Genomic DNA, 20,783 nt, shown 5'->3' on the forward strand with positions numbered 1-20,783 from the left:
AATTGTAAGACAAAAAATTTCTTGCTTTTTACTAGATTAGATTATATATATTAAATATAATGTTTTGACTTTGTTAAGATTTACATCTGTATGTTTGAACTAATACTTAAAAAGTAAAATATTTTAAAAAGTGCTAAAGCATCAAATGCTAAAAAATTACGAGTAATATAAAAAAACAAATGTAAGATTGTCTCTATAGGAGATAGATTAGATAAAAACCGGAATAATAAAATATCTATTTTTATAGACAAATTAGATTATTTATCAACCTCAATCACTTAGTTAAAAAAAGATTATTTTTTTGTAGTAAATCAAAAAAAGATAATGCTGCCGCAAGAGGGAATTGAACCCCCGACCCGCGCATTACGAATGCGTTGCTCTACCGTCTGAGCTATTGCGGCAAAGAAAATCCAATAATCAATCAAATTATTTCTCTGCATAATAGGGATAATCAAACGAAAATGCAAGCTTCGGCTATTACTAGTAAGCTGTTAGTTGGGATAATTTAAACAAAGTTCTTCCATTATAGACTACTATAGTAAAATGCAACACACTGCATGTTCAATACGAAGCTTTTATAAATGAGTTTTATTACTATCCGTTTAATCTATAATAAAGCTGTAACGGATTTAAAATAGTCGGGAAATATCTTTCCTCTTGTATATAGCTAATGCTTTTGCTGTTAAATAACTTAAACAATTACTACATAGATATGTCACTTATCGTTAGGTCGAACGTTAATTATACGCTTTAGGAACATTGCGCAGTTTGTTACTAGCCTTCTAGCTACTCGTTGATAATAGAATAGTTCGTTGGGTAAAAATAAGTAATTAAAAAACGATAATTCAAGATAATGTCAAAATATACAAGTAAAAACTATAACAATTAATAGATCTAAGCTTGCTATACGTTCTTACACATGCATCAACGTCGAAGAAATTTCTTCAATATTTCATTAAAAAATCAACAGGATTATCGTAAAATTATTTACTAGTTAGCGCATAAATTACGAACAATGCTTCTTATATTAACTGTAATTTAAAAAATTTTTCTAGTAAAACAGTACAACAATAATTTTAATTGTGTAAAATGTCTTAAAATCTTTTGATAAAAAAGTTTGTAATAGATTACTAGATCTGTTTTAGAAGATTTTATCAGCTAAGTTAAGCAAAAATGAATATCGCTTAATTTTAACAAACAAATATAAAACAAAAAAAAATTAAGTTACCAAGCAAGTTTTTTTGTTGGTTTTATATGCTGAATTGTAGACCAGCGAAAAGATCTAACTGAGTCCATACCATTGCGGGGAAAACTGCTTAGGACCGGTGGAAAAACTATTACTGGTGGACGAATCCAAGTAATCGTTTCAAACGCACCACAATTATTACATGCAATAGTCCATAGAGGCATAACTGAACCACAAGAAATACAAGTCCATGCGGGATCACTTAAAGCATAAGATGCTCTTTGCATCCAATTACGAGATTTGATTAAATTGCCATGCTCGCCCTCCTCTAATCTAGCCCAAAGCATGCATGCTCGAGGGCCAATATCATCTGGAGCCAAGGAAGAAAGTTGAGCCCTAGCTTCACCCCAAAAATCATTATCTAAGGCAGTTTCAGCAACGGCCAAAAGGCTTTCGGCATGTTCTGGTAAACTTTCCACCATCGCCTGTATTTTGCATAATAACATAGATCCAGCAAGGTCATCTTTCCACAATATACGCATTAATGTAACTAGATCTGGATGAGGTGTTTGTTTCCATTCTTTATTTATCAGCGTATAGGCTTTATCTTTACGACCCATAGCGCCTAATAGCCACGCTTCTGCTATTATAGCAGGTACAAAGTCCGGTTGACTTTCTCGAGCCTTAGCCGCAAAAGTCAGAGAAAGATCTTGGTTATCAGCTAATCTTGAGCGCTCTATTAGCAGAGCGGCCCGATGTCTTTTACCAGAGGACTTAGAAATAAGTCCTCTCTTAACAAAGTCCTGGAGAGCAGACTGCGCTTCTTCCCATTGACCATCCCGAGCGAGAGCGAAGACCATTGTAGTGGCTACTTTAACAGAGGTTGGTCGCAAATTATTTGCTTTTTTAGCTAGCTCGAGAACATAAGGGTAATCACCCCTTGCACTAGCCAACCGCATCAAGCCGAGTAATCCAAAAAAAGCAGTATCTTCGTTGTCTCGCATAGTAGCAAAATAACGCCCAGCAACAGATAAATCTCCCCCTAATACCGCTGCTTGAGCAGAAAGCAATCGAGTTAGATATGGATCTTTTAGAAGGGAGCCAGCTTCACGCGAAAAACGTTTAGCCTCACCTCCATCACCAACAGCGACTGCTGCCAGCCCTTGAATGAGAGCATGGTAGCCAGCTTTATCACGATAAACTTTACGGTAGTGCCATAACGACGAGGGAATTTTTATAAGCGCATAAACAACCCGCCAACTGAATGTTGCCAAAGCAATTATAACACTAATTGCTAATAAAAACAATGCGCATGATGTTTCTAATTTCCAATCCAACCACTCTATGCTAATCCAGCCAGGATATTGAGATAGCCAGACTGCGATAAATACAAAAGTAACAAGCTGTATAAGATAAATTAGTGATCCTCGCATCTATTCAATCCCCTAACAGCGCAGCAAGCGCCTGCGAATGCAGAGTATGTATTGCTTTATCTAAAGCAAAACGCTCCTCTACCGCAGTGATCCATGGCTGTGCCGCTTGAGCAGCTTTACCAACTAACGCCTCCAAATAATCAGCCGCTATCAAAAGATCACCATTCCTGGTAGCTGCTTCAGCTCGATTGATTATAGCGTCAAGAGAGCGATTATCATCCGTTTCAGTGTGTCGTAAGGTTACCAATGAGAATATACGTGTCATTACCTTGTCAACTATATCATTATCATCACCGATTGAAGACGTGGATTTGATTATCGATTGGGCAACAGCCGGAAAACTATACCGCAAATCTACCAAGGAAGGTACACCATCCACATGAGTGCGCAAAATAACAATAGCCTCGGCAATTTTTAGCTGATCCCAAGCAGCATTTTCTAGCTCGTCCAGTTCTACCGCAAAAGCACTACCTTTTTGGCTAGCTTCTTGCAAACGATCAATCGCTAACAAGAAAGCACCAATCTTCTTTTTTTTATTTTGGTCTTCTTCTAATTTGTATTTTAGCTCTTGCTGAGCAGCAACTATATCGTCAATCTGAGCGATCAGACTAGTATCCCTGTCTTCAAAAGAACTCCGTAAAACTTTTATTTTCTCTTGCAAGATGTCAAAACCATCAGACGAGACAAGCGGCCATTCAAAATTTTCTTGTTCTTCTATATTTAAAAGACGACGTTCTAAAATAGACAAACGATCCGACAAATCCAAACCGGCTGATGAAAATACGTCAATATCTTCCGCAACTTTTTGCTTGTAGCGAAAAGTTGCTACATCATCTAATAAAACTTTAACTTTGCTCTCCATCGCATCAATTTGCTCAGTTATTCTATCGATATTTTCTTTCGTTTTACTCATCCATTCAGGTATTTCAGACAAAAGATAAGTCTTTGTTTCCAAAACAACTAAGCGCTCTTTCAGAGACTGAAAATCTTTCTTCAAAACTGCAAAGGAATCGAAGAAAGAATCTAAATATTCGTATTTAGTAGGCTGAGATTTAATATTTTCCGACGAAGTAGGCGAATCTTGTGTTAAAAAGTTTATAATAGACTTACTTAATGTCAACGGTGAAATTGCGCCAATCATAGCTACATATTGCTCTGCTTTTTCGCGCCACTTTGGATAACTAACATAACAAATGCTTATGGATAAAATAATAAATACAATAATTAACCGCATGAAAACAGCGCTTAAACTCTTATTCTTCGGTGATATTTTAGCTTGTTTATCACTTACGGTATCATTGCCGCTCTTTGCTTCGTTCCCTGCCTTACAATGGCAAACTTTTGTTTTTTCGGTACTCGAGCTAAAATGCTCAGATGAATTGACCATTGAAACCGCATTTTTATATCAAAATTAAATTTATTATTATGGTTTGTATCGGAAACACTATTAGATCTGATAGTCAGCGAATCTCTATTAGTAACAGATATAGGTTTTCTCTTCGCTGCTACAGTCGTTGTGCTAGTAAATTAAATATATGCAGCTCGTCCACTCCATAACCTTCTCCTTCTATTCTATATCTCGAGAATGCTCTTTGTGTTCTCCTCCTTAGGCGTATTCGCCATAGAGCAATCACTTTCTAAATATTTTAAACTGATCAGCTGACAATCATTGTCTGTATAAGAGCAGCTTTTGTCGGCATTTTACATACATACACAGCGTGCCACTTAAGTTTTGAAATCACCTGAGCAATAGAATCGCTTAAACAATACGCCGATACTGTTGAACAAGCCACTTCTAGGGATCGTTTGCCTACAAGAATCACAAAAGCCTTTGCACTACGGGGGGAAAAAAATAATATTCCATCTACTAATCCTGCCCGCAAGGCCTTTTCTACTCTCACCGGAATGTTCGTTGACATGATTGTAAAATATGCGATATGTCGATAGACTAAGAAACCATGAGCTGATAGTGGTGCAACTAAATCTGTACTGACTGACTCTCCGCTTATCCAGATCAATGGTCCGTTTTTTGGTTTACATACTTTTATAGCTAGATTGATGAGAGATGCGCTGTCACCTAATGCAGAAGTAACCGTAACAAAACCTGCCTTCATAGCCAATTGCGCGGTGGCATAGCCAACCGTTAAAACGCGTAAATTACGACTTATTCCTAGCCGTACCGCACCTTGCACTCCGTTGCCGCTAGTAAGTAAAATTGCCTGGACATCACTAGCAATAGTTGCCATTTTAGCAACCGGTTTAACCGATAACATAGGTGCTGGCAGCACCTCAATCCTATATTGCGCAAGCTCAGCCCGAAAATCAGCTATCAGTGATGCTGGTCGAGTGACTATAACTCGCCGTAATGGCATAAAATGTTAAGCGAGAAAATTGCGGCCACAGCGCGACAAAATATCCTCACCCACCCAACGACCAAGAGATTCTGCCTCACTAGCAACAGCGCTCGCAGTCACAGAATGACTATGCATTCCGTCCAATGATAACACCAAGCCGCTCAAAGTCAGGAGATTACCATTCAACACCGCATGACCGGAAATTGGGGTACGACATGAACCTTGCAGTGTTGCTAACATCGAGCGTTCCGCTATTACCCTTGAACGACTTGCCCAGTCGTCCAGAGCAGAAAGCCATCGAGCGATATTAGCGTCATGAGTCGCAGTACTACCTGCTCGACGCTGCACACCAATTGCTCCTTGACTAACTGCTGGCGGAAATTCGTTCACCTCCATTATTTTAGTAATTGTATGCTCCATCTTTAAACGTTGTAACCCACAAACTGCTAAGAAAGTTGCTTCTGCCTGGCCTTCGCGCAGTTTACGCAAGCGAGTATCCAAGTTCCCACGAAACAAAACTATCTGTAAGTCTGGTCGTTGACTGCGCACTAAAGCAGCACGTCGGACTGAAGCGGTACCAACTCGCGCACCGTCTGGCAAATTATTAAAACTATCAACACAGTAAGAAATAAACGCATCGCGCGGATCTGAGCGCGGCAATACAGCCTCAAGTACGGTAGATTCGGCAATAGTAGTTTCAATATCTTTTATTGAATGTACCGCGGCATCAATTTCTCTAGAAAGCAATTTGCTTTCTAGCTCCTTGATAAACATTCCTTTACCGCCAAGCTCAACAAGTGGACGATCACTCACAATATCTCCAGTTGTTTTCACTCTACGTATTTCAATCGCTCCCTCCTCTCTTAGCTCAGGCCAAGCTGCCATTAAACGGTTGCTAACCTCTCTAGTCTGCGCAAGAGCTAGCAACGATCCGCGCGAGCCAAGAATAATCTTAGCGGTCATGACTACTCTGTATTAGCCCACGATCTATAAAACTAATCTGAAGACTGCTAAGAGCAGCTTAAGCATAACTCGATCAATGACGCACAAAAGAGGTTAAATAGCGCTGGTCAATCGATTCATGCTGAATTTTCATTCTCTTATTAACATACACTCGCCTGAGTACCATCATTCACTAAACCAATCTATCTTTTATACAAGTATTTCTTGTATATATCTTCATTGTATTAAAGATGCAGCAGATACAAACTTTTGCTTGTGCAAAGTCAGAAACTATCTTCTTCCAGAAGTAATTTGTAACAGTGATAAAAGAAAAACTAATTTCTGCTTAAACGCTCGATTTTTGCTATCTTAAACATAAAATTACAAAGATAGTCAAGATAAGCGCGATAAATTTTCCTAAGATAAAACGCTGAATTAAATGACAAAGCAAATAAAAGAAAAAAATATATCATTAACTACAATTAATAACCTCATAGATAAATAACAGAAACCATAAATATCATAACCTAATTTAGCTAATTAGCTTAAAGCCAACACAAAAGCAAACAATTTAAATTTGTTTCCCTAAATTTTATCATGTAAAGAAGAAAAATGCTGATAAAAATAATCACAGAATAATCTATTACGTATTTAAAAATACGACCTTACTACCACTATAAAATTAAATTTATAGCATTCTCAGCAGCCCAAGTCAATCATTGATGGAAAATAATACATAAAAATGGAGCGGACGATGAGAGTCGAACTCACGACACCAACCTTGGCAAGGTTGTGCTCTACCACTGAGCTACGCCCGCTTTGTAAAGCTTTGCAAAATCACAAACAATAAGGCAAAGTTGCTATAGTTAAGTTTATTAATAAATATTATTTCTTTAAATGTATGATTTTTCATACGCAAATTAATTAATAAAAATCAATCTTATTGAAAGATATTTACTGTGTTTTATTTATGCTAATACCCTATTAATTCATAAAATTTAAAGATCTTTAAAGGGATACAATCTATAAATCTTTTCTTCATTAGCAATTTTTCTCCATTTCACAAATAACATTATTAAGAGCTGATAGCCATTTGCTGTATGTAGTTTGTAAAGAATCCTGTAGCGCGTCAAGAAGCATCGTAATTTTGTAACAAATTATATCATAAAGTAAACAGTAAATCCTATATTAACTATATCCAAGTTTAGTATAAAGGTTTAGCGATCTTAACACACTCTAATTAAGACAGATTAATTTACAGAAGTAAACCAATTACACAAGTTGATCAAACTGTACTATAACATAAGACTATAAAAAGTAACCTAGTAAGAATTCTATAGTGGATCAATTATACAAATACAAAATAAAACTAGCATAAATATACTTTACCTATAAGATCATTACCTTAAGTAAAAATAATTGTTAAAAAACTGCACAACTAAGATTCAGAAAACTATTAGAAAGCATACCCATAGTAATTTAACACGTAAATTTCATCGTATATAAATACATACTTTACGCACGAAAAGAAAAAGTATGACACACATATTGTACTAAAACAAATAACTTTAAAAATTAATTACCTTTACGATAATATATATCAGTATAGTGGGTGATGTCATCAAACAAATCAAGCGTTAAATTATTTTCCTAAGTTAAGATCATCAGTACAATGACATAAAGTTTTTTATCATAAAATACTCCGCACTGCCCTTATTGAAGTAAAAGCAAGCAAAATATTAGTAGCTTATTGTAAGGAATAAATACATTATTCAAATTTTAAGTATTGACAAAATTGAATTATAGTATTATGCAAAAAATTTTTTTAGTACAATCTATCTTCTAATAAATAAAATAGAACTATTTCATATTCCTCTCCGAAAAACGCGTTAATTTATGAGCAGATACACGGCGTATTCCTTTTACTAAGTAATCCTGAAAAGTACAGAGTGTCAGAATTACACCTAACCACAAACCAACTTCACCAATCGTTGTGAAATATATCCATTTTGCTGAATCATCTCCAATAATCAAAAAACCGATTGCGATTAAATGAACCGTTGTTTTCCACTTGGCTAAACGACTAATTGGTATGCTAACTCGCAGTTCTGCTAAAAACTCACGCAGACCAGAAACTAATATCTCACGCAACATGATTACTAAAGCCGCCAAAACTGTTATCCCAGAAATATGGTCAAGTGCTACTAGGATCAGCAATGATGCCACGACCAGCAGCTTATCGGCGATTGGATCCAGTAACCGCCCAAGACTCGACTGAACTTGCATGACTCTCGCAAGATAACCGTCAAAGTAATCGGTAATACTAGCTAATATATAAGATACTAAAGCAATCCATCGCAGAGTTTCTCCACCAAGCCAGAGACACAGCGCAATCGGCACTACCGCTAGAATGCGGAAAATAGTGAGCCAATTGGGTAATTGATCTAGCATCACGCTTTAATTCACCGTTTAAAAAATTTCTTGCTACACAACTCTTTATTACAAGACAGAATAAGATAAAAAGATCCTAAAAAATTAGGATTTTTGCATTAAATTAAGAACCAAGGCAACACAACCATCATAATCTTGTCCATGTATTTAAATTGCTGTGGAATTGTTAATAATGGATTACCAGTTAACTCCAATCATTGCTCATAATTTTGGAATATATAACTTAAGTAAGTTTAAGCATTAGCTTACTAAACATCGCACAAATACCCAATGTTAGTCGTGAAAGATTTAATGTCAATCTGCGTCTGTTGATTAACATTTTAATTAGCTCGACTTCAATTTGAAACTTTGTAAAGGCTAAGATCTAAATTAATAGATTTCGCCGAAATCTAGTGCATTAGAATTCAATAACTAGAGTGTCAAAACGCAAATTATTTTATTTTACTGTATTAACAAATGCAATACTGTAAATTGGAAATATCTTTTATGCATTAATTGTAATAAATTATTAATAAGATACTATAGCTTACCTCTATAGTTAGAAATGCACGAATAAATAATAAACTATAATCCTTATTAATAGATACTAACTGTAACATTGACTAACAATAAAGCTGTTTGTTTTAATTTATTAGATAAAGAAGCATAAATTTACTTCAATAAAGCAATCCGACTACAAGTAAAAAATTATTTATCCTTATAAAAATCATTTATTGTACTTTTTATTTGACAAACCTGATTAAGAAAAAGATATTTCTATCTGTGCTGATGTACAAGAACATTGTTGTGCTAACAAGCTAATTTAAAGCTTGTTTCTAGGTTAATGGGAATTTTTGTAAACTTTTATGTATACTTTAAAGGAGTAGTTAATTAATTTTCGCATGAAACCGGCTGAGAGTATGGTATTTGCTGAATGGATGTATAATCCACCTTGCAGTTCTGTTTTATCTTTATTAGCCAACAATGGTTACCTCGGACGATTTGTCGGCGGAGCAGTTCGTAATCATGTGCTTGGCTTGCCGGTTGTTGATTTTGATATAGCAACCAATGCACTGCCTGCTAATATACTTGCTCTATGTACATCGGCTGGTTTACACGCAGTTCCTACTGGAATAAGACACGGTACTATAACTATCTTTATTGATAGTTCTTTTGTAGAGGTTACTACTCTGCGTCGAGATATGGATACTGATGGTCGTCATGCTGTTGTATCCTTTACAGAAGATTGGCTTGAGGATGCTTCACGTCGAGATTTTACTCTAAATGCTGTTTATCTCGACATGGAGGGTAATCTTTATGATCCAACTGCTACCGGCATTGCTGATATTCGTGCTAGACGCATTCGCTTCATTGGTGATCCGCGAATGCGAATTCACGAGGACTGCTTGCGAATTCTTCGCTTTTTCCGCTTCTATGCTGAGTATGGGCATAAAGAACCTGATATTGATAGTCTTAAGGCTTGTGTTGATTTAGCGCCAAGTTTATCTGGGTTATCTGGTGAACGAATATGGAAAGAATTTTCCCGCCTGCTAATTGCTCCAATGGCAGCAAAGGTGATAGTTATCATGGCGGAAAGTGGAATAGCTAAGCATTTGTGGGATGGTCCATTTGATGTAGGTCAGCTCATAAGATTCATAAATATCGAGCGTTACTATAGTATTAATCCAAATCCTATTAGTCGCCTCGCCGCTTTATTAGCCGATTCAAATACAGCTCGATCGGTTTCAGAAAGGCTTAAGTTTTCTAATGTTGATGCAAAACGTTTAGCTTCTGCTATCGCAACATCCAGAAATACTTTGATGAATTCTTATGAACGTAAAACAATAATATATCGCTTCGGTGCTAAAAACTTTATCAATGCTAAAATGCTGCTCGCAGCAAAAACAGGGGAGAACATTGAAGATGATCTTGCTATCGCTAAAAATTGGATACCACCTGTTTTCCCTCTCAGGGGCAATGATGTGCTTGCACTCGGCATTAAACCTGGACCAAAAATTGGGGAATTGTTACGTTTAGTAGAGAATTGGTGGATTACAGGTGGTTTTACAGCAGATGAACAAGCTTGTCGATTAATGCTAAGACGTATGATATCAAATACTAAGATAAACTAAGCGACTAATCCGACTTATGACAAATAATCTACGCTGAATAGCTAATGGATAGTAGTATCCTTCCTAAAAAAGGAATTTTTAACTATAGTCGCTAAGTCAATTGCTTAAATTATCGCTTGAACTATTATTAAGCCTACAACTAAATATTAGTTGTGTAATGGCAAATCAAAAATAGCATTATTTTTAGTTAAAAAAATCAACATCAGGTGGACCGTATGGTAAATGAATTAAAAAGAACTGATAAATGTTAAAATAAAGCGATAGCAATTGTAGATGGGTGATGTTTGGAACATTTATTAGATTATTGGCCCAAAGCCGCATGCTCTTAAAAAAGATTTTTAAATGTAAAACGCGATCTTAAACAATAACTCAGCTGATAAAGGCAGGTTATTATTTTATACCTATGAATATAAGTATTTTATAGATAATTGGAGCATTAGAAATAACTAAAGTTTTATTGTCAATATGACAAATTAGGCCATAGCCAAAAAAATAAATCTATATTGGTAAAATGTATAGTTTTTTTAGAAACCAAATGAATTAATCAAATAAACTATTAATATAGTTTAAAAAGAAAATACGATCAATAAGAATTAAATTTTCACAATAAAATTATTAGACTACGTTTATTCTTAATGATTTAATTACGAAGATTTTTTTTAGTAAAAATAGATTTACTTTCAGTGTGCTAAAATGAGGCTAAAAAGCTTCACTAGTTCTATATAATTGACAAAAATCAATTACTTTTGTAAGCTATAGTATATTCGTTGTTGAAGATGAACTATAAGTTTTGAAACAAGGCTTTTGTATTTAATTATCTTACCTTCGTTTAAATTAACATATCTCCAACATTATTTAGGTGATTAATAAGTATAAATATTACTTTAATTAAAGGTTAATATTTTATTGAATAATAATATATTATAAGTTATTTTTATGCAATCTAATTTTAGAATTGCTAAATAATATTATAATAAAGCTGGTAATATAACTTTTGATAACCAATGATTATACTATCCTTATGTTTAAAATTATCATCTTAAAAAAAGATGGTGATAAGTACATAGCTAAGTTTGATTATTTACATAACTAAAATGGTTATGCCTTGTGTAAAGTTACTTAAATAGCACCATGTTGGGGAATTACTTTTTTAATTTTTGTTTAGTCAATTGCTTTATTGATTAAAAATAGTTGCGAAATTACCTGTAGTGAGTTTATTTACTGGTCTTAGGTTGACGAATAATTTAACAATCCAATTATATTTTACATGTATAAATACATGTTTTATCTTTAAAGTGAAGTTTTGTAGTTGAATTAGGTTTTATTATTTCTTTGCAAGAATTACAAGCTGTTTAACAAATATCTAACTTCATATTTTTATACTTAATTCTTATAGCTAAGAAAGCTATCGATTGATAAAATACCATCTTAGTATGCTTGTGTTATTGTTTTTGTTGGTTAACTTCTAAAGAACTAGAATAACATTATATCGGCTATTAATTGCTAGTTAATTATCTATCTAACCGAAATTAAATATTTTTAATGAATAATTTATTTATAGCAGTTTATTAATTAGCATTTGATTATTTGTAATATTCTACATTAAGTAAATTAATTTGTTAATTAGCGCATAAGCTATGGTTAATAATATTTAAATCAATGCTGATTTTTTTAAACATATTTAAGTTATTATTTGATCATTCTAAACAGATAAGAAAACAACATATATCCTGAATAAATACATTTAACCTAGTATAATTTTATGCGTAATCAATGTATTACTACAAAAATGGTTGATAAAATTTATATTTTATCTTTAAAAAAACCTTAATATGATTAATCTTATATGCCAAATGAAGAATAATTAACAATTTAGCTTATAAATTCTAGCATAAAGCATTTAATTTAAACCTTAAGTTATACTAATCACATAGATTATAATAATCTGTTTTTACTAAATCATGTATATTATCATCAAGTGTGATGATTTTTCATAAAAAATTTTTACAGCGAGAGCTAGATAAATAGCTTGATTTAACAAATAGTAGCAATTTAATCACTGATTATTAATTCATAATATAATAACTTATAAGTGTTAAAATAAAAACAATATTATCTATTGTTAATCACTGAAATTATATAGTTATTTCATCAATTATGTAATTGAGATAAGATAAGCTAAATAAAATAATAACTTAGATATCATCTTTATCTTTCTTAATAGTCTGATCAATATAGACATATGATCATTAATTTGGTAAAATGTTACTATATTTTAAAATTTTTCCTTAAGATGGGGCTCCTAAATGAAGCTAAATGGGAATGCGCTACGCATCGGCAACGTGGTGGAGCATAAAAGAAGACTTTGGGTTATTACTAAGACTCAGGCAGTAAAGCCAGGTAAAGGCGGAGCCTTTAATCAAGTTGAGATGAAAGACATTCGCAGTGGTACGAAATTAAACGAACGTTTTCGTGCAGGAGAACAGATTGAAGTCATACGCCTAGAGCAGCGTGAAGCAACCTACCTATATAGTGATGACAATATACTGTACTTTATGGATCAAGATAATTTCTCTCAAATAGAGATTGATTCTAGAGTAGTGGGTAATAAAAGATCATTCTTAAAAAATGGCTTAAAAGTAAGCATTGAGTTTTTTGAGCAAAATCCACTCTCTATTGCTTTACCCAACACCGTAGCTATGAGAATTGTAGAGGCAGACTCTGTAATTAAAGGGCAAACTTCTGCAGCCTCATATAAGCCTGCTCTTTTAGAAAATGGTTTAAAAATTTTAGTACCACCTTACATTGAAATTGGAGCTTGTGTCATTGTGAAGACTGAAGACTGCAGCTACGTCGAGCGTGCAAAAGAATGACAATTAATGTTCTAGCTTTCATCAAGGAAATATTTAGCAATAGGAGAATATACTAATGGCCGTTCATTCGGCCTTATATAACGTAATTTTTAAAGCCTGCCAAAAAGCAGCTCGCAACCTACGGAGAGACTTTGGTGAGGTTGAAAATTTACAAGTTTCTAAAAAGGGTCCACTAGATTTCGTATTAACTGCTGAGAGACAAACCGAACGTTTACTCTATGAAGAGCTCAAACACGCTAGGCCAAAATACGGGTTTTTAATGAAAGTGCAAGGTACATTGCATAGCAGTGATCCGAATAGACAGCGTTGGATTATTGACTCGCTTGACGGTGCCAAGAATTTTTTACACGGCATTCCGCATTTTGCTATTTCTGTTGCACTTGAAGAAAAAGGTGAGATAATTGCCGGTGCAATTTACCAACCGCTAAATGATGAGTTTTACTGGGCAGAAAAAGGCTCCGGATCCTTTCTCAATAATCGTCGCTTACGTGTATCTAGCCGTAGTAAAATTCAGCAAGCTTTGTTAGCCACTGGTATTTCTATTGCTGAAATTACTAATAGTCGAAATTTATTTAACGTATCAGAAAGTAAATTGCTAGAAAAAAGCTTTGGGGTGCTTTGCTTCGGTAGCTCAGCACTAAATCTTGCTTGGGTTGCTTCTGGTCGGCTTGATGGATACTGGGAGCAAAAACTAAATATCAACAATACAGCAGCGGGTATTTTGTTAGTAAAAGAAGCAGGTGGCTATATCAGCGATTTTAAAGGCAAGATAGCGTTGCTAAAATCAGCAGGCGATTTAATTGCTTCTAATAGCGTTTTGCATACTCCATTAGTCAGTTTGTTAAACCATATCAATATTTCTTAGATATTAATCGCCTAACATATAGTTTTATTTAGAGAATAATTTGTTATTGAATTTTATTCACAAAGAGAAATTAATCACCAACAGAACATTGTTTATAGCGTATTTCATATTAAATACTTATCGTTTTTATATAAGTTATTGCTATTTTCTTATTTTGATTATATTTCTAGTTAGTTATTTAATTTAATTTTTTTCTAATTGATATGGTACATCAGTAATACAACTAGCATTTGTTACTTATTATAACCTTAATATTAGTATATATGCTTAAATGTATAATTATTAGATTTTTACTCGGAATAAAGCAAGTAATAAGTTTACGTTAAATAAAACATCGTAAATAATAAAGTAATTTTTTACTTAGGATAATAAAAATTTTTTTATCAGTAATTTAAATTTAATGCTGAAAACCAGTAAATAAATGAGAAAAATTAATTAATTTAATCCAGTCGAACCAAAACTACCGGTCCCGCGTTCGCTATCTTCTAAAGCATATACTTCTTCCCAAGCTACCTTGATAACAGGGGATATAACTAGCTGAGCAATACGATCTCCGCGTTCGAAATTCACCGTTTTCTTACCAAGGTTTATTAGCATCACCTTGATCTCACCACGATAATCGCTGTCTATAGTCCCAGGTGCATTGTAACAAGCAATACCACAATGAAGCGCTAGGCCTGAACGTCCTCTTATCTGCCCTTCGTACCCTTTAGGTAGCGCGATTGATAACCCAGTAGCAATAACGGCTCGCTCCGTTGGAGGCAGACTTAACGAAGTAAGAATAGCAGCATGCAAATCCATTCCAGCTGAACCACTAGTTTTATAGGCTGGTAAAGGCAAGTCGGCTCCATGTGCTAGACGAACAACACGAATAAAAATGCTCATGTAAAAAGCCTACTCTGAAAATACTCTGCTATCTTGGAGGCAAGACGATAAGCAATCTCAGCTTTAGTCATAGTTGGCCAGTTTTCTAATTTATCGCTAGTAATCAGATGAATAGTATTGTTATCACTACCAAAGGTACTATCATCAAGAGAAACATTATTAGCTAAAATCCAATCACAACCTTTACGTATTAACTTAGCCATAGCGTGTTCTACTACATTGTCTGTTTCCGCTGCAAAGCCAACCATTAAATCTGGCCTATCCTCCGTCTTTTGGGAGAGAGTTTGCAATATGTCTGCATTTTCGGTAAGTTGCAAGGTTTTAATGCTACCAACTTCCTTCTTGATCTTATGTTTGCTTATAGTATTTACTCGCCAATCACTAATAGCAGCAGCACATACCACGATGTCAACAGGCAAAGCTGCCTCACAAGCTGCTAGCATATCACTAGCGCTTTCAATCAGCACAGTATTTACTCCCAGAGGATAAGGTTCGCTGGTTGGGCCACTAATTAGCGTAACCTCAGATCCTAAATCTACTAAAGCCTTAGCAATGGAATATCCTTGTTTACCAGAAGAACGATTAGTAATATAGCGCACTGGATCAATATGCTCATATGTCGGTCCACTGGTTACAATCGCCTTGCGTCCAGCGAGAGAGCCAGAGCGATTTAGAAAATAATTTTCCGCCTCCTTAACAATATCAATTGCCTCAGCCATACGGCCAAATCCGTGCTCACCGCATGCCATATATCCCTTATTTGGCCAAACTATTCGCACCCCTCGAGATATTAGTGTCGTTAAGTTTGTCTTAGTAGCCGGATGTTCCCACATACGGAAATTCATTGCAGGAGCAATTAACACATCAGTATCAGTTGCAAGTAATAAAGTGGAAGCAAGATCTCCACACAATCCATTGGCCATGCTTGCAATTAAATCTGCAGTAGCAGGAGCAATAATAATCAAGTCGGCAGAACGAGAAAGCTTAATATGTTTCATTTCCAAATCGTTTGTCGATTCAAATAATTTTGTATAAACCTTGTTTTCCGTTAATACTGATAGCGATAGTTGAGTAACAAAATGCTCACCTGCCTTAGTCAATATTGCACGGACAATTGCTCCACGATCACGCAAACATCGAGTCAAGTCAAGTGCCTTATAAGCAGCTATTCCACCACCAACTATCAAAATAATTCTTTTATTATCTAGCGTCATAATTAAAATTCCACGCAAAGACGCGTAACGATACAGACTTTGTTACAGTCAAAGCAGCAAACATTTACTAGTTTATCAGCAGCAATAAACGTATTTAAAGAACTACATTACAAATAAAATAAATCAATCTTCTTCTTTTCCATAAAAGCGGAATCAAATCGGCTGTTTTTAGCAAAACAACTTTATTAATCAAATAAAAATTTTTTATTCGAGATTAAATTTAATTAAGGTAGTTGTGTTACTCAACAAAAAAATTTTGCTTAATTGTATTAGAGTTAATGTACTCGCCTTAATTAATCTTTACTCACAAATAGCTAAAATATATTAAATTATTTGATCATTTAGACTGGTAACTATATGCTGAAGCTATTGTATTCAAGATCAAAAGTATAATAGACTGCCATTTGTATTATTGAAATAATAAATTAGCCGAAAAATTTTTTTTTGTCGGTCTAAATTTAGAAAAAATACAAAGCACTTAGTAAATTTACTAAAATTCAAAATGACAAACCTATCTATATAGGCTAGGATTATAAAAAGCAGCAGGTAAAATACGAAGATTATTTTTTTTCGTTTGAATACTCCAACAGTCATTAAAACCTGAGTTATAGTAATTATACTAAAATGGAAATTTTATAATAATCAATAATTTGTCAAGTGACAATCTATACTCAATACAAAGTAATCTTACTGAGTATCAGTAAGATTGATGAGGTAAAAATTATAAGTAATTGAGATATAGCAAAATTTATAAAGCTAAAAATCAAGGATAAATTCATAAATTATGCTTAATATTTAATCGATCAGTCATTAAAACGGCAGTAGTAGAATAAACAGTAAAGCCTTCCTAACTACCATACATCGTTATTCAGGGTAACAAAATTCCGTAATTTTATAATCACAACCAAGCTATTCAATAGCCAAACCATCATAACAACAACAATGTTCATTGTGTAAAGTAGATTTTAGCGTATTATTTAAATTTATAAAATCATAAAAATCAATGAGTAATTTAAAATTAATTTAGTATTTCCGTTTTCCCATATAGCATTTAACTAAAAATACTATCACTAAAATAGCTATAACAAAAGTGCTGTTTAGAATGTAAATTATTACTCACTTATCACTTGATAAGTGAGTAAATGATAGCAAGCATCTTACGCTTTTTAAATACCCTCAAATAATTAAAAATTAATTTTTTACATTGTAGAATAGTATTAATATTTCTTTCTAATAAGAACATCACTCTTACTAATGAGTAAGTAAAGATAATAATAAATAAATCAGTTGGTCATTACAGTGTATCTTTTATATATCTCTCTAAAATCACTCAGTAAATATTTGTCATTAAACAAAATAGAGAAAAAATTATTTCATCTTTATTGGTTCATTTTTATTGATAATGATAATATGATTATTACCTTATAATTTTATTCAAAAAGAACCAAAAAATTATCTCTATAATACTAAAAATTATCTTATATATTTGACGCTAAAATAGAAAAAGATTCCATATGTATAGATTAAAAAATTTTAATTTGATGAATTACTCACAATTAACAATTATTTCAAACAACTTAATAATTTTAATACATAAAAATGCTCTTAATAATAATAGTAAAATATTCAACAAAAATCTGAAATGGTTTACTTAACATTAATTATTTATTGCAACAATATAAATTATATTTTATTCAACTAGCTGACATAAATATAATTTATAGGTAAAATCAACCAATCTATTAGACATTATGTTTTACTTTTACGTTATCTATTACTCCAAAAATTTTCTAGTTCTCATGATCCAACCACCTCCAAGCAGACGATTGCCAGCCTCAGCGTCATAAAAAACTGCCGCTTGTCCTGCAGAAATACCAAATTGCACATCATCAAGAATCAATTTTGCACTATCACCAGTCAAATGCAAGGTGCCCATAGTAATTTCTTGAGAAGATCGAAGTTTTGCAAATACGCGAAAATTAGAAGATATATTCATATTTGCATGAAGTTCACCTACAAGCCAGTTTAGCTCACCAATCAGAACATAATTTGTTCCCAATGCCGAGCGCGGGCCAACAACAACGCGATGTGTTTCTGGGGATAAGCTAATCACGTAAAGAGGATCGGTATGGGATTGACCACCCTTAACCTTTCTACCACCGATACCAAGGCCACGACGTTGGCCAATCGTATAATGAATAATCCCCTCATGACGCCCAATTACGGTACCATCTAGATGTACGATTTCACCTGGTTCATATGCTTCCGGGCGTAATTTTTTAACTACTTCTGAGTATTTGCCATTTGGCACAAAGCAAATATCTTGGCTATCTGGCTTATTTTGCACCTTTAGCCCAAGCCGACTAGCGTAATTTCTAGTCTGATTTTTCCTAAAATTCCCCAGAGGAAAGCGTAAAAACTCAAGCTGTTCTCGTGTAGTAGTAAACAAAAAATAACTTTGGTCTTTAGCTAAATCGATAGCTCGATGAAGTTCAACACCATGCGGTCCAGGCACTCTACGTACATAATGGCCAGTAACCAGTGCGGATGCACCTAAGCCTCGAGCTGTTATCAATAAGTCTCTAAACTTAATTCTCTGGTTGCATTGGACACAAGGAATAGGAGTTTTACCTCGTAAATAGCTGTCAGCAAAATCTTCAATTACTCTCTCATGAAAACGGCTTTCGTAATCTAGTACATAATGTGGAATACCAAATAGCTCAGCTACTACTCGAGCATCATAAATATCCTTACCAGCACAGCAGCCACCAACACTACCAATCTTCAAACCATGATCATAAAGTTGTAAGGTAATGCCAATAACGTCATAACCAGAATGTTTCAGCAGACAAGCGGTTGTTGAGCTATCAACACCACCAGACATTGCTACAACAACACGCTGATCTCTACGGGGACTAGGTAAGTCTAAATCCAAATCAGGAAGCAAGTCATCCATAAGCAAAAGGTTATCTATAAAGATAGAACACAAATAAAAATTAGGCAATCAATTACGTTGACTGTTTGAATAGTTCATTAAAGATCAATACGAAATTACTTGGATATCCCAACACTAACAACAATACTAATCTAAGTTACAACGCTATTACAACCAAATTTCATTCTTGGTAAATTATCGCGTTTACTTTAAGGATTAGCAAAGCTAATTCTTATTAAAAAGCTATAAAGCAAATTATCACAAGCTAATTATATTCAATAATATAATTATTGGCAACTAATGATTTTTATAGCTCAGCGATTGGTAATTGTTCATCAATTGGAGATATGATAAATTTTTCCAAATGATCCATAATCTTAGTCAGTAAGTATTTTTACAATCTAATACTTAAAGGATAAATAAATCACTTAAGATTATCCTGAACAAATATAGGTAAAATATTATCTAAATTGCTTAAGCTAAGATGGTAATTCGAGAAAGAAGCAAATCACATGACCAAAAACAATATCTTGCTTTTTCTAATCAAAATATGTAGTTAAATACTAAAAATATATCATAACAAATGCAGGAAAGAAATCAACACCCATTCATGATCAATGGACAAGGCGTAGCATAATCAATAGGAATAACGAACTAATACATTAGAGTGCTATCACGCTAGCATTTTCACATCATAAATATTCGCGATTGAATTATAGTTAGATAAAGAATCTATAATAATTTGCTTATAGCATTTTAATCATTGGTTATAAAATAAAGGGATTTTGTTGTTAGTATAGAAGCAATGTTACTCGCGACGCAAAATCCAGTTGATCAAAATATTCGCTCGACTTTTCTGTTTAAAAGCAGCATCCATAGCATCACGATCGTAAATTGTTTCTACCCACTTGCGAAAACCAATTCCACTTTCTTTTTCGGCCTGCAGGTATTGTTCATAAAAAAAATCAATAACTCCTGTTTTAGCTTGTTTGACGTGTCCATAACGCAAAGATAAATGATTCATCGCTTGGCGTAAGGGAACTTTTTTATGCTGCCATAAATACATCGTTGCCATAAATCCGGTCCTGTCTGATCCAGATTTACAGTGCATCAATACCGGATATTCTAAGGTTTTCCAAATGTCAATGCTAGCCAACATAGTTAGCTTGTTTGAGGCCGAGCGTGAGCGAATACGAAAATCTACTAAATTAAGTTTAAGTTCTGTGCACGCAGCACGTTCCAAGATATAGGTAGCGTCATTGCGTGACCCTCGTAAATTCAAGATTGTCTTAAAGCCCTCTGCTTTAATTTTTTGCAAATGAGCGGGGCTTGGTTGAGCAGACCGCCAAAGATCTCCATCAACTCTGCGCTTATTAAAAAAAAGTATACGCAAAAAGCCATGATCAACTAGCATGATTTTTCATCAATCTGAACGGTGAGTTAAATAGGAGTATATAGTATCCAGCATCTTAATTAATCTTCTCAAAAACCTCATTAAGGGCTGACTATAGCAACGCGAAGTAAGTCAAGAAGT

General features: G+C 33.9%; 13 protein-coding genes and 2 tRNA genes. 3 read left to right on the forward strand and 12 right to left on the reverse strand.

The features are described 5' to 3' along the window. Nucleotides 1-328: 328 nt before the first annotated feature. The 8 genes from A1OE_RS02650 to pgsA form a co-directional block, all read right to left on the reverse strand. A tRNA-Thr gene (locus A1OE_RS02650) sits at nucleotides 329-401 on the reverse strand. An 823-nt stretch (nucleotides 402-1,224) separates the two neighbouring features. Beyond that, entirely contained in the window at nucleotides 1,225-2,619 is a 1,395-nt protein-coding gene (locus A1OE_RS02655; RefSeq protein WP_015088628.1) for a heme biosynthesis protein HemY, read from the reverse strand. 4 nt (nucleotides 2,620-2,623) lie between these two features. Continuing rightward, nucleotides 2,624-4,006 carry a COG4223 family protein gene (locus A1OE_RS02660; protein ID WP_015088629.1) on the reverse strand — a complete coding sequence of 461 codons (1,383 nt, stop codon included), beginning with the start codon at nucleotides 4,004-4,006 and terminating at the stop codon, nucleotides 2,624-2,626. 118 nt (nucleotides 4,007-4,124) lie between these two features. Continuing rightward, complete coding sequence (locus tag A1OE_RS04545; RefSeq protein WP_272942666.1) at nucleotides 4,125-4,253, reverse strand: hypothetical protein; 129 nt, start codon at nucleotides 4,251-4,253, stop codon at nucleotides 4,125-4,127. Between the two features lie 21 nt (nucleotides 4,254-4,274). Continuing rightward, on the reverse strand, nucleotides 4,275-4,991 hold the full coding sequence (locus A1OE_RS02665; protein ID WP_015088630.1) for a uroporphyrinogen-III synthase: 717 nt from the start codon (nucleotides 4,989-4,991) through the stop codon (nucleotides 4,275-4,277). A gap of 6 nt (nucleotides 4,992-4,997) precedes the next feature. Next, nucleotides 4,998-5,936, reverse strand: a complete 939-nt coding sequence (gene hemC, locus A1OE_RS02670; RefSeq protein WP_015088631.1) for a hydroxymethylbilane synthase — start codon at nucleotides 5,934-5,936, stop codon at nucleotides 4,998-5,000. Between the two features lie 722 nt (nucleotides 5,937-6,658). Continuing rightward, nucleotides 6,659-6,733: transfer RNA gene (locus A1OE_RS02675), tRNA-Gly, on the reverse strand. A 1,042-nt stretch (nucleotides 6,734-7,775) separates the two neighbouring features. After that, nucleotides 7,776-8,366: a CDP-diacylglycerol--glycerol-3-phosphate 3-phosphatidyltransferase gene (gene pgsA, locus A1OE_RS02680; RefSeq protein ID WP_015088634.1), complete on the reverse strand. Its 591-nt coding sequence runs from the start codon at nucleotides 8,364-8,366 to the stop codon at nucleotides 7,776-7,778. An 881-nt stretch (nucleotides 8,367-9,247) separates the two neighbouring features. Between pgsA and A1OE_RS02685 the strand changes: the two genes are divergently transcribed. The 3 genes from A1OE_RS02685 to A1OE_RS02695 all read left to right on the forward strand — a co-directional run bounded on the left by A1OE_RS02685 (nucleotide 9,248) and on the right by A1OE_RS02695 (nucleotide 14,215). Continuing rightward, complete coding sequence (locus tag A1OE_RS02685; RefSeq protein WP_015088635.1) at nucleotides 9,248-10,477, forward strand: CCA tRNA nucleotidyltransferase; 1,230 nt, start codon at nucleotides 9,248-9,250, stop codon at nucleotides 10,475-10,477. A 2,306-nt stretch (nucleotides 10,478-12,783) separates the two neighbouring features. Beyond that, nucleotides 12,784-13,350: an elongation factor P gene (efp, locus tag A1OE_RS02690; protein WP_015088637.1), complete on the forward strand. Its 567-nt coding sequence runs from the start codon at nucleotides 12,784-12,786 to the stop codon at nucleotides 13,348-13,350. A 55-nt stretch (nucleotides 13,351-13,405) separates the two neighbouring features. Further along, nucleotides 13,406-14,215, forward strand: coding sequence for an inositol monophosphatase family protein (locus A1OE_RS02695; RefSeq protein ID WP_015088638.1), 810 nt, complete (start codon nucleotides 13,406-13,408; stop codon nucleotides 14,213-14,215). A 435-nt stretch (nucleotides 14,216-14,650) separates the two neighbouring features. Here A1OE_RS02695 and dut read toward each other — a convergent pair whose 3' ends face one another. The 4 genes from dut to A1OE_RS02715 all read right to left on the reverse strand — a co-directional run bounded on the left by dut (nucleotide 14,651) and on the right by A1OE_RS02715 (nucleotide 20,663). Then, the gene (dut, locus tag A1OE_RS02700) at nucleotides 14,651-15,100 is read right to left on the reverse strand and encodes a dUTP diphosphatase (protein ID WP_015088640.1); all 450 of its coding nucleotides are present in this window, start codon (nucleotides 15,098-15,100) and stop codon (nucleotides 14,651-14,653) included. Beyond that, the gene (gene coaBC / locus A1OE_RS02705; protein ID WP_015088641.1) at nucleotides 15,097-16,314 is read right to left on the reverse strand and encodes a bifunctional phosphopantothenoylcysteine decarboxylase/phosphopantothenate--cysteine ligase CoaBC; all 1,218 of its coding nucleotides are present in this window, start codon (nucleotides 16,312-16,314) and stop codon (nucleotides 15,097-15,099) included. Before coaBC ends, dut begins: the two co-directional genes overlap by 4 nt. Nucleotides 16,315-18,088: 1,774 nt before the next feature. Then, nucleotides 18,089-19,270 carry a tRNA 2-thiouridine(34) synthase MnmA gene (gene mnmA, locus A1OE_RS02710; RefSeq protein WP_044283263.1) on the reverse strand — a complete coding sequence of 394 codons (1,182 nt, stop codon included), beginning with the start codon at nucleotides 19,268-19,270 and terminating at the stop codon, nucleotides 18,089-18,091. Between the two features lie 787 nt (nucleotides 19,271-20,057). Beyond that, nucleotides 20,058-20,663 carry a fused DSP-PTPase phosphatase/NAD kinase-like protein gene (locus tag A1OE_RS02715; protein WP_015088647.1) on the reverse strand — a complete coding sequence of 202 codons (606 nt, stop codon included), beginning with the start codon at nucleotides 20,661-20,663 and terminating at the stop codon, nucleotides 20,058-20,060. Nucleotides 20,664-20,783: the final 120 nt, after the last annotated feature.

The sequence above is a fragment of the Candidatus Endolissoclinum faulkneri L2 genome (assembly GCF_000319385.1).
In the GTDB taxonomy this organism is placed as follows: domain Bacteria; phylum Pseudomonadota; class Alphaproteobacteria; order Thalassobaculales; family Thalassobaculaceae; genus Thalassobaculum; species Thalassobaculum faulkneri.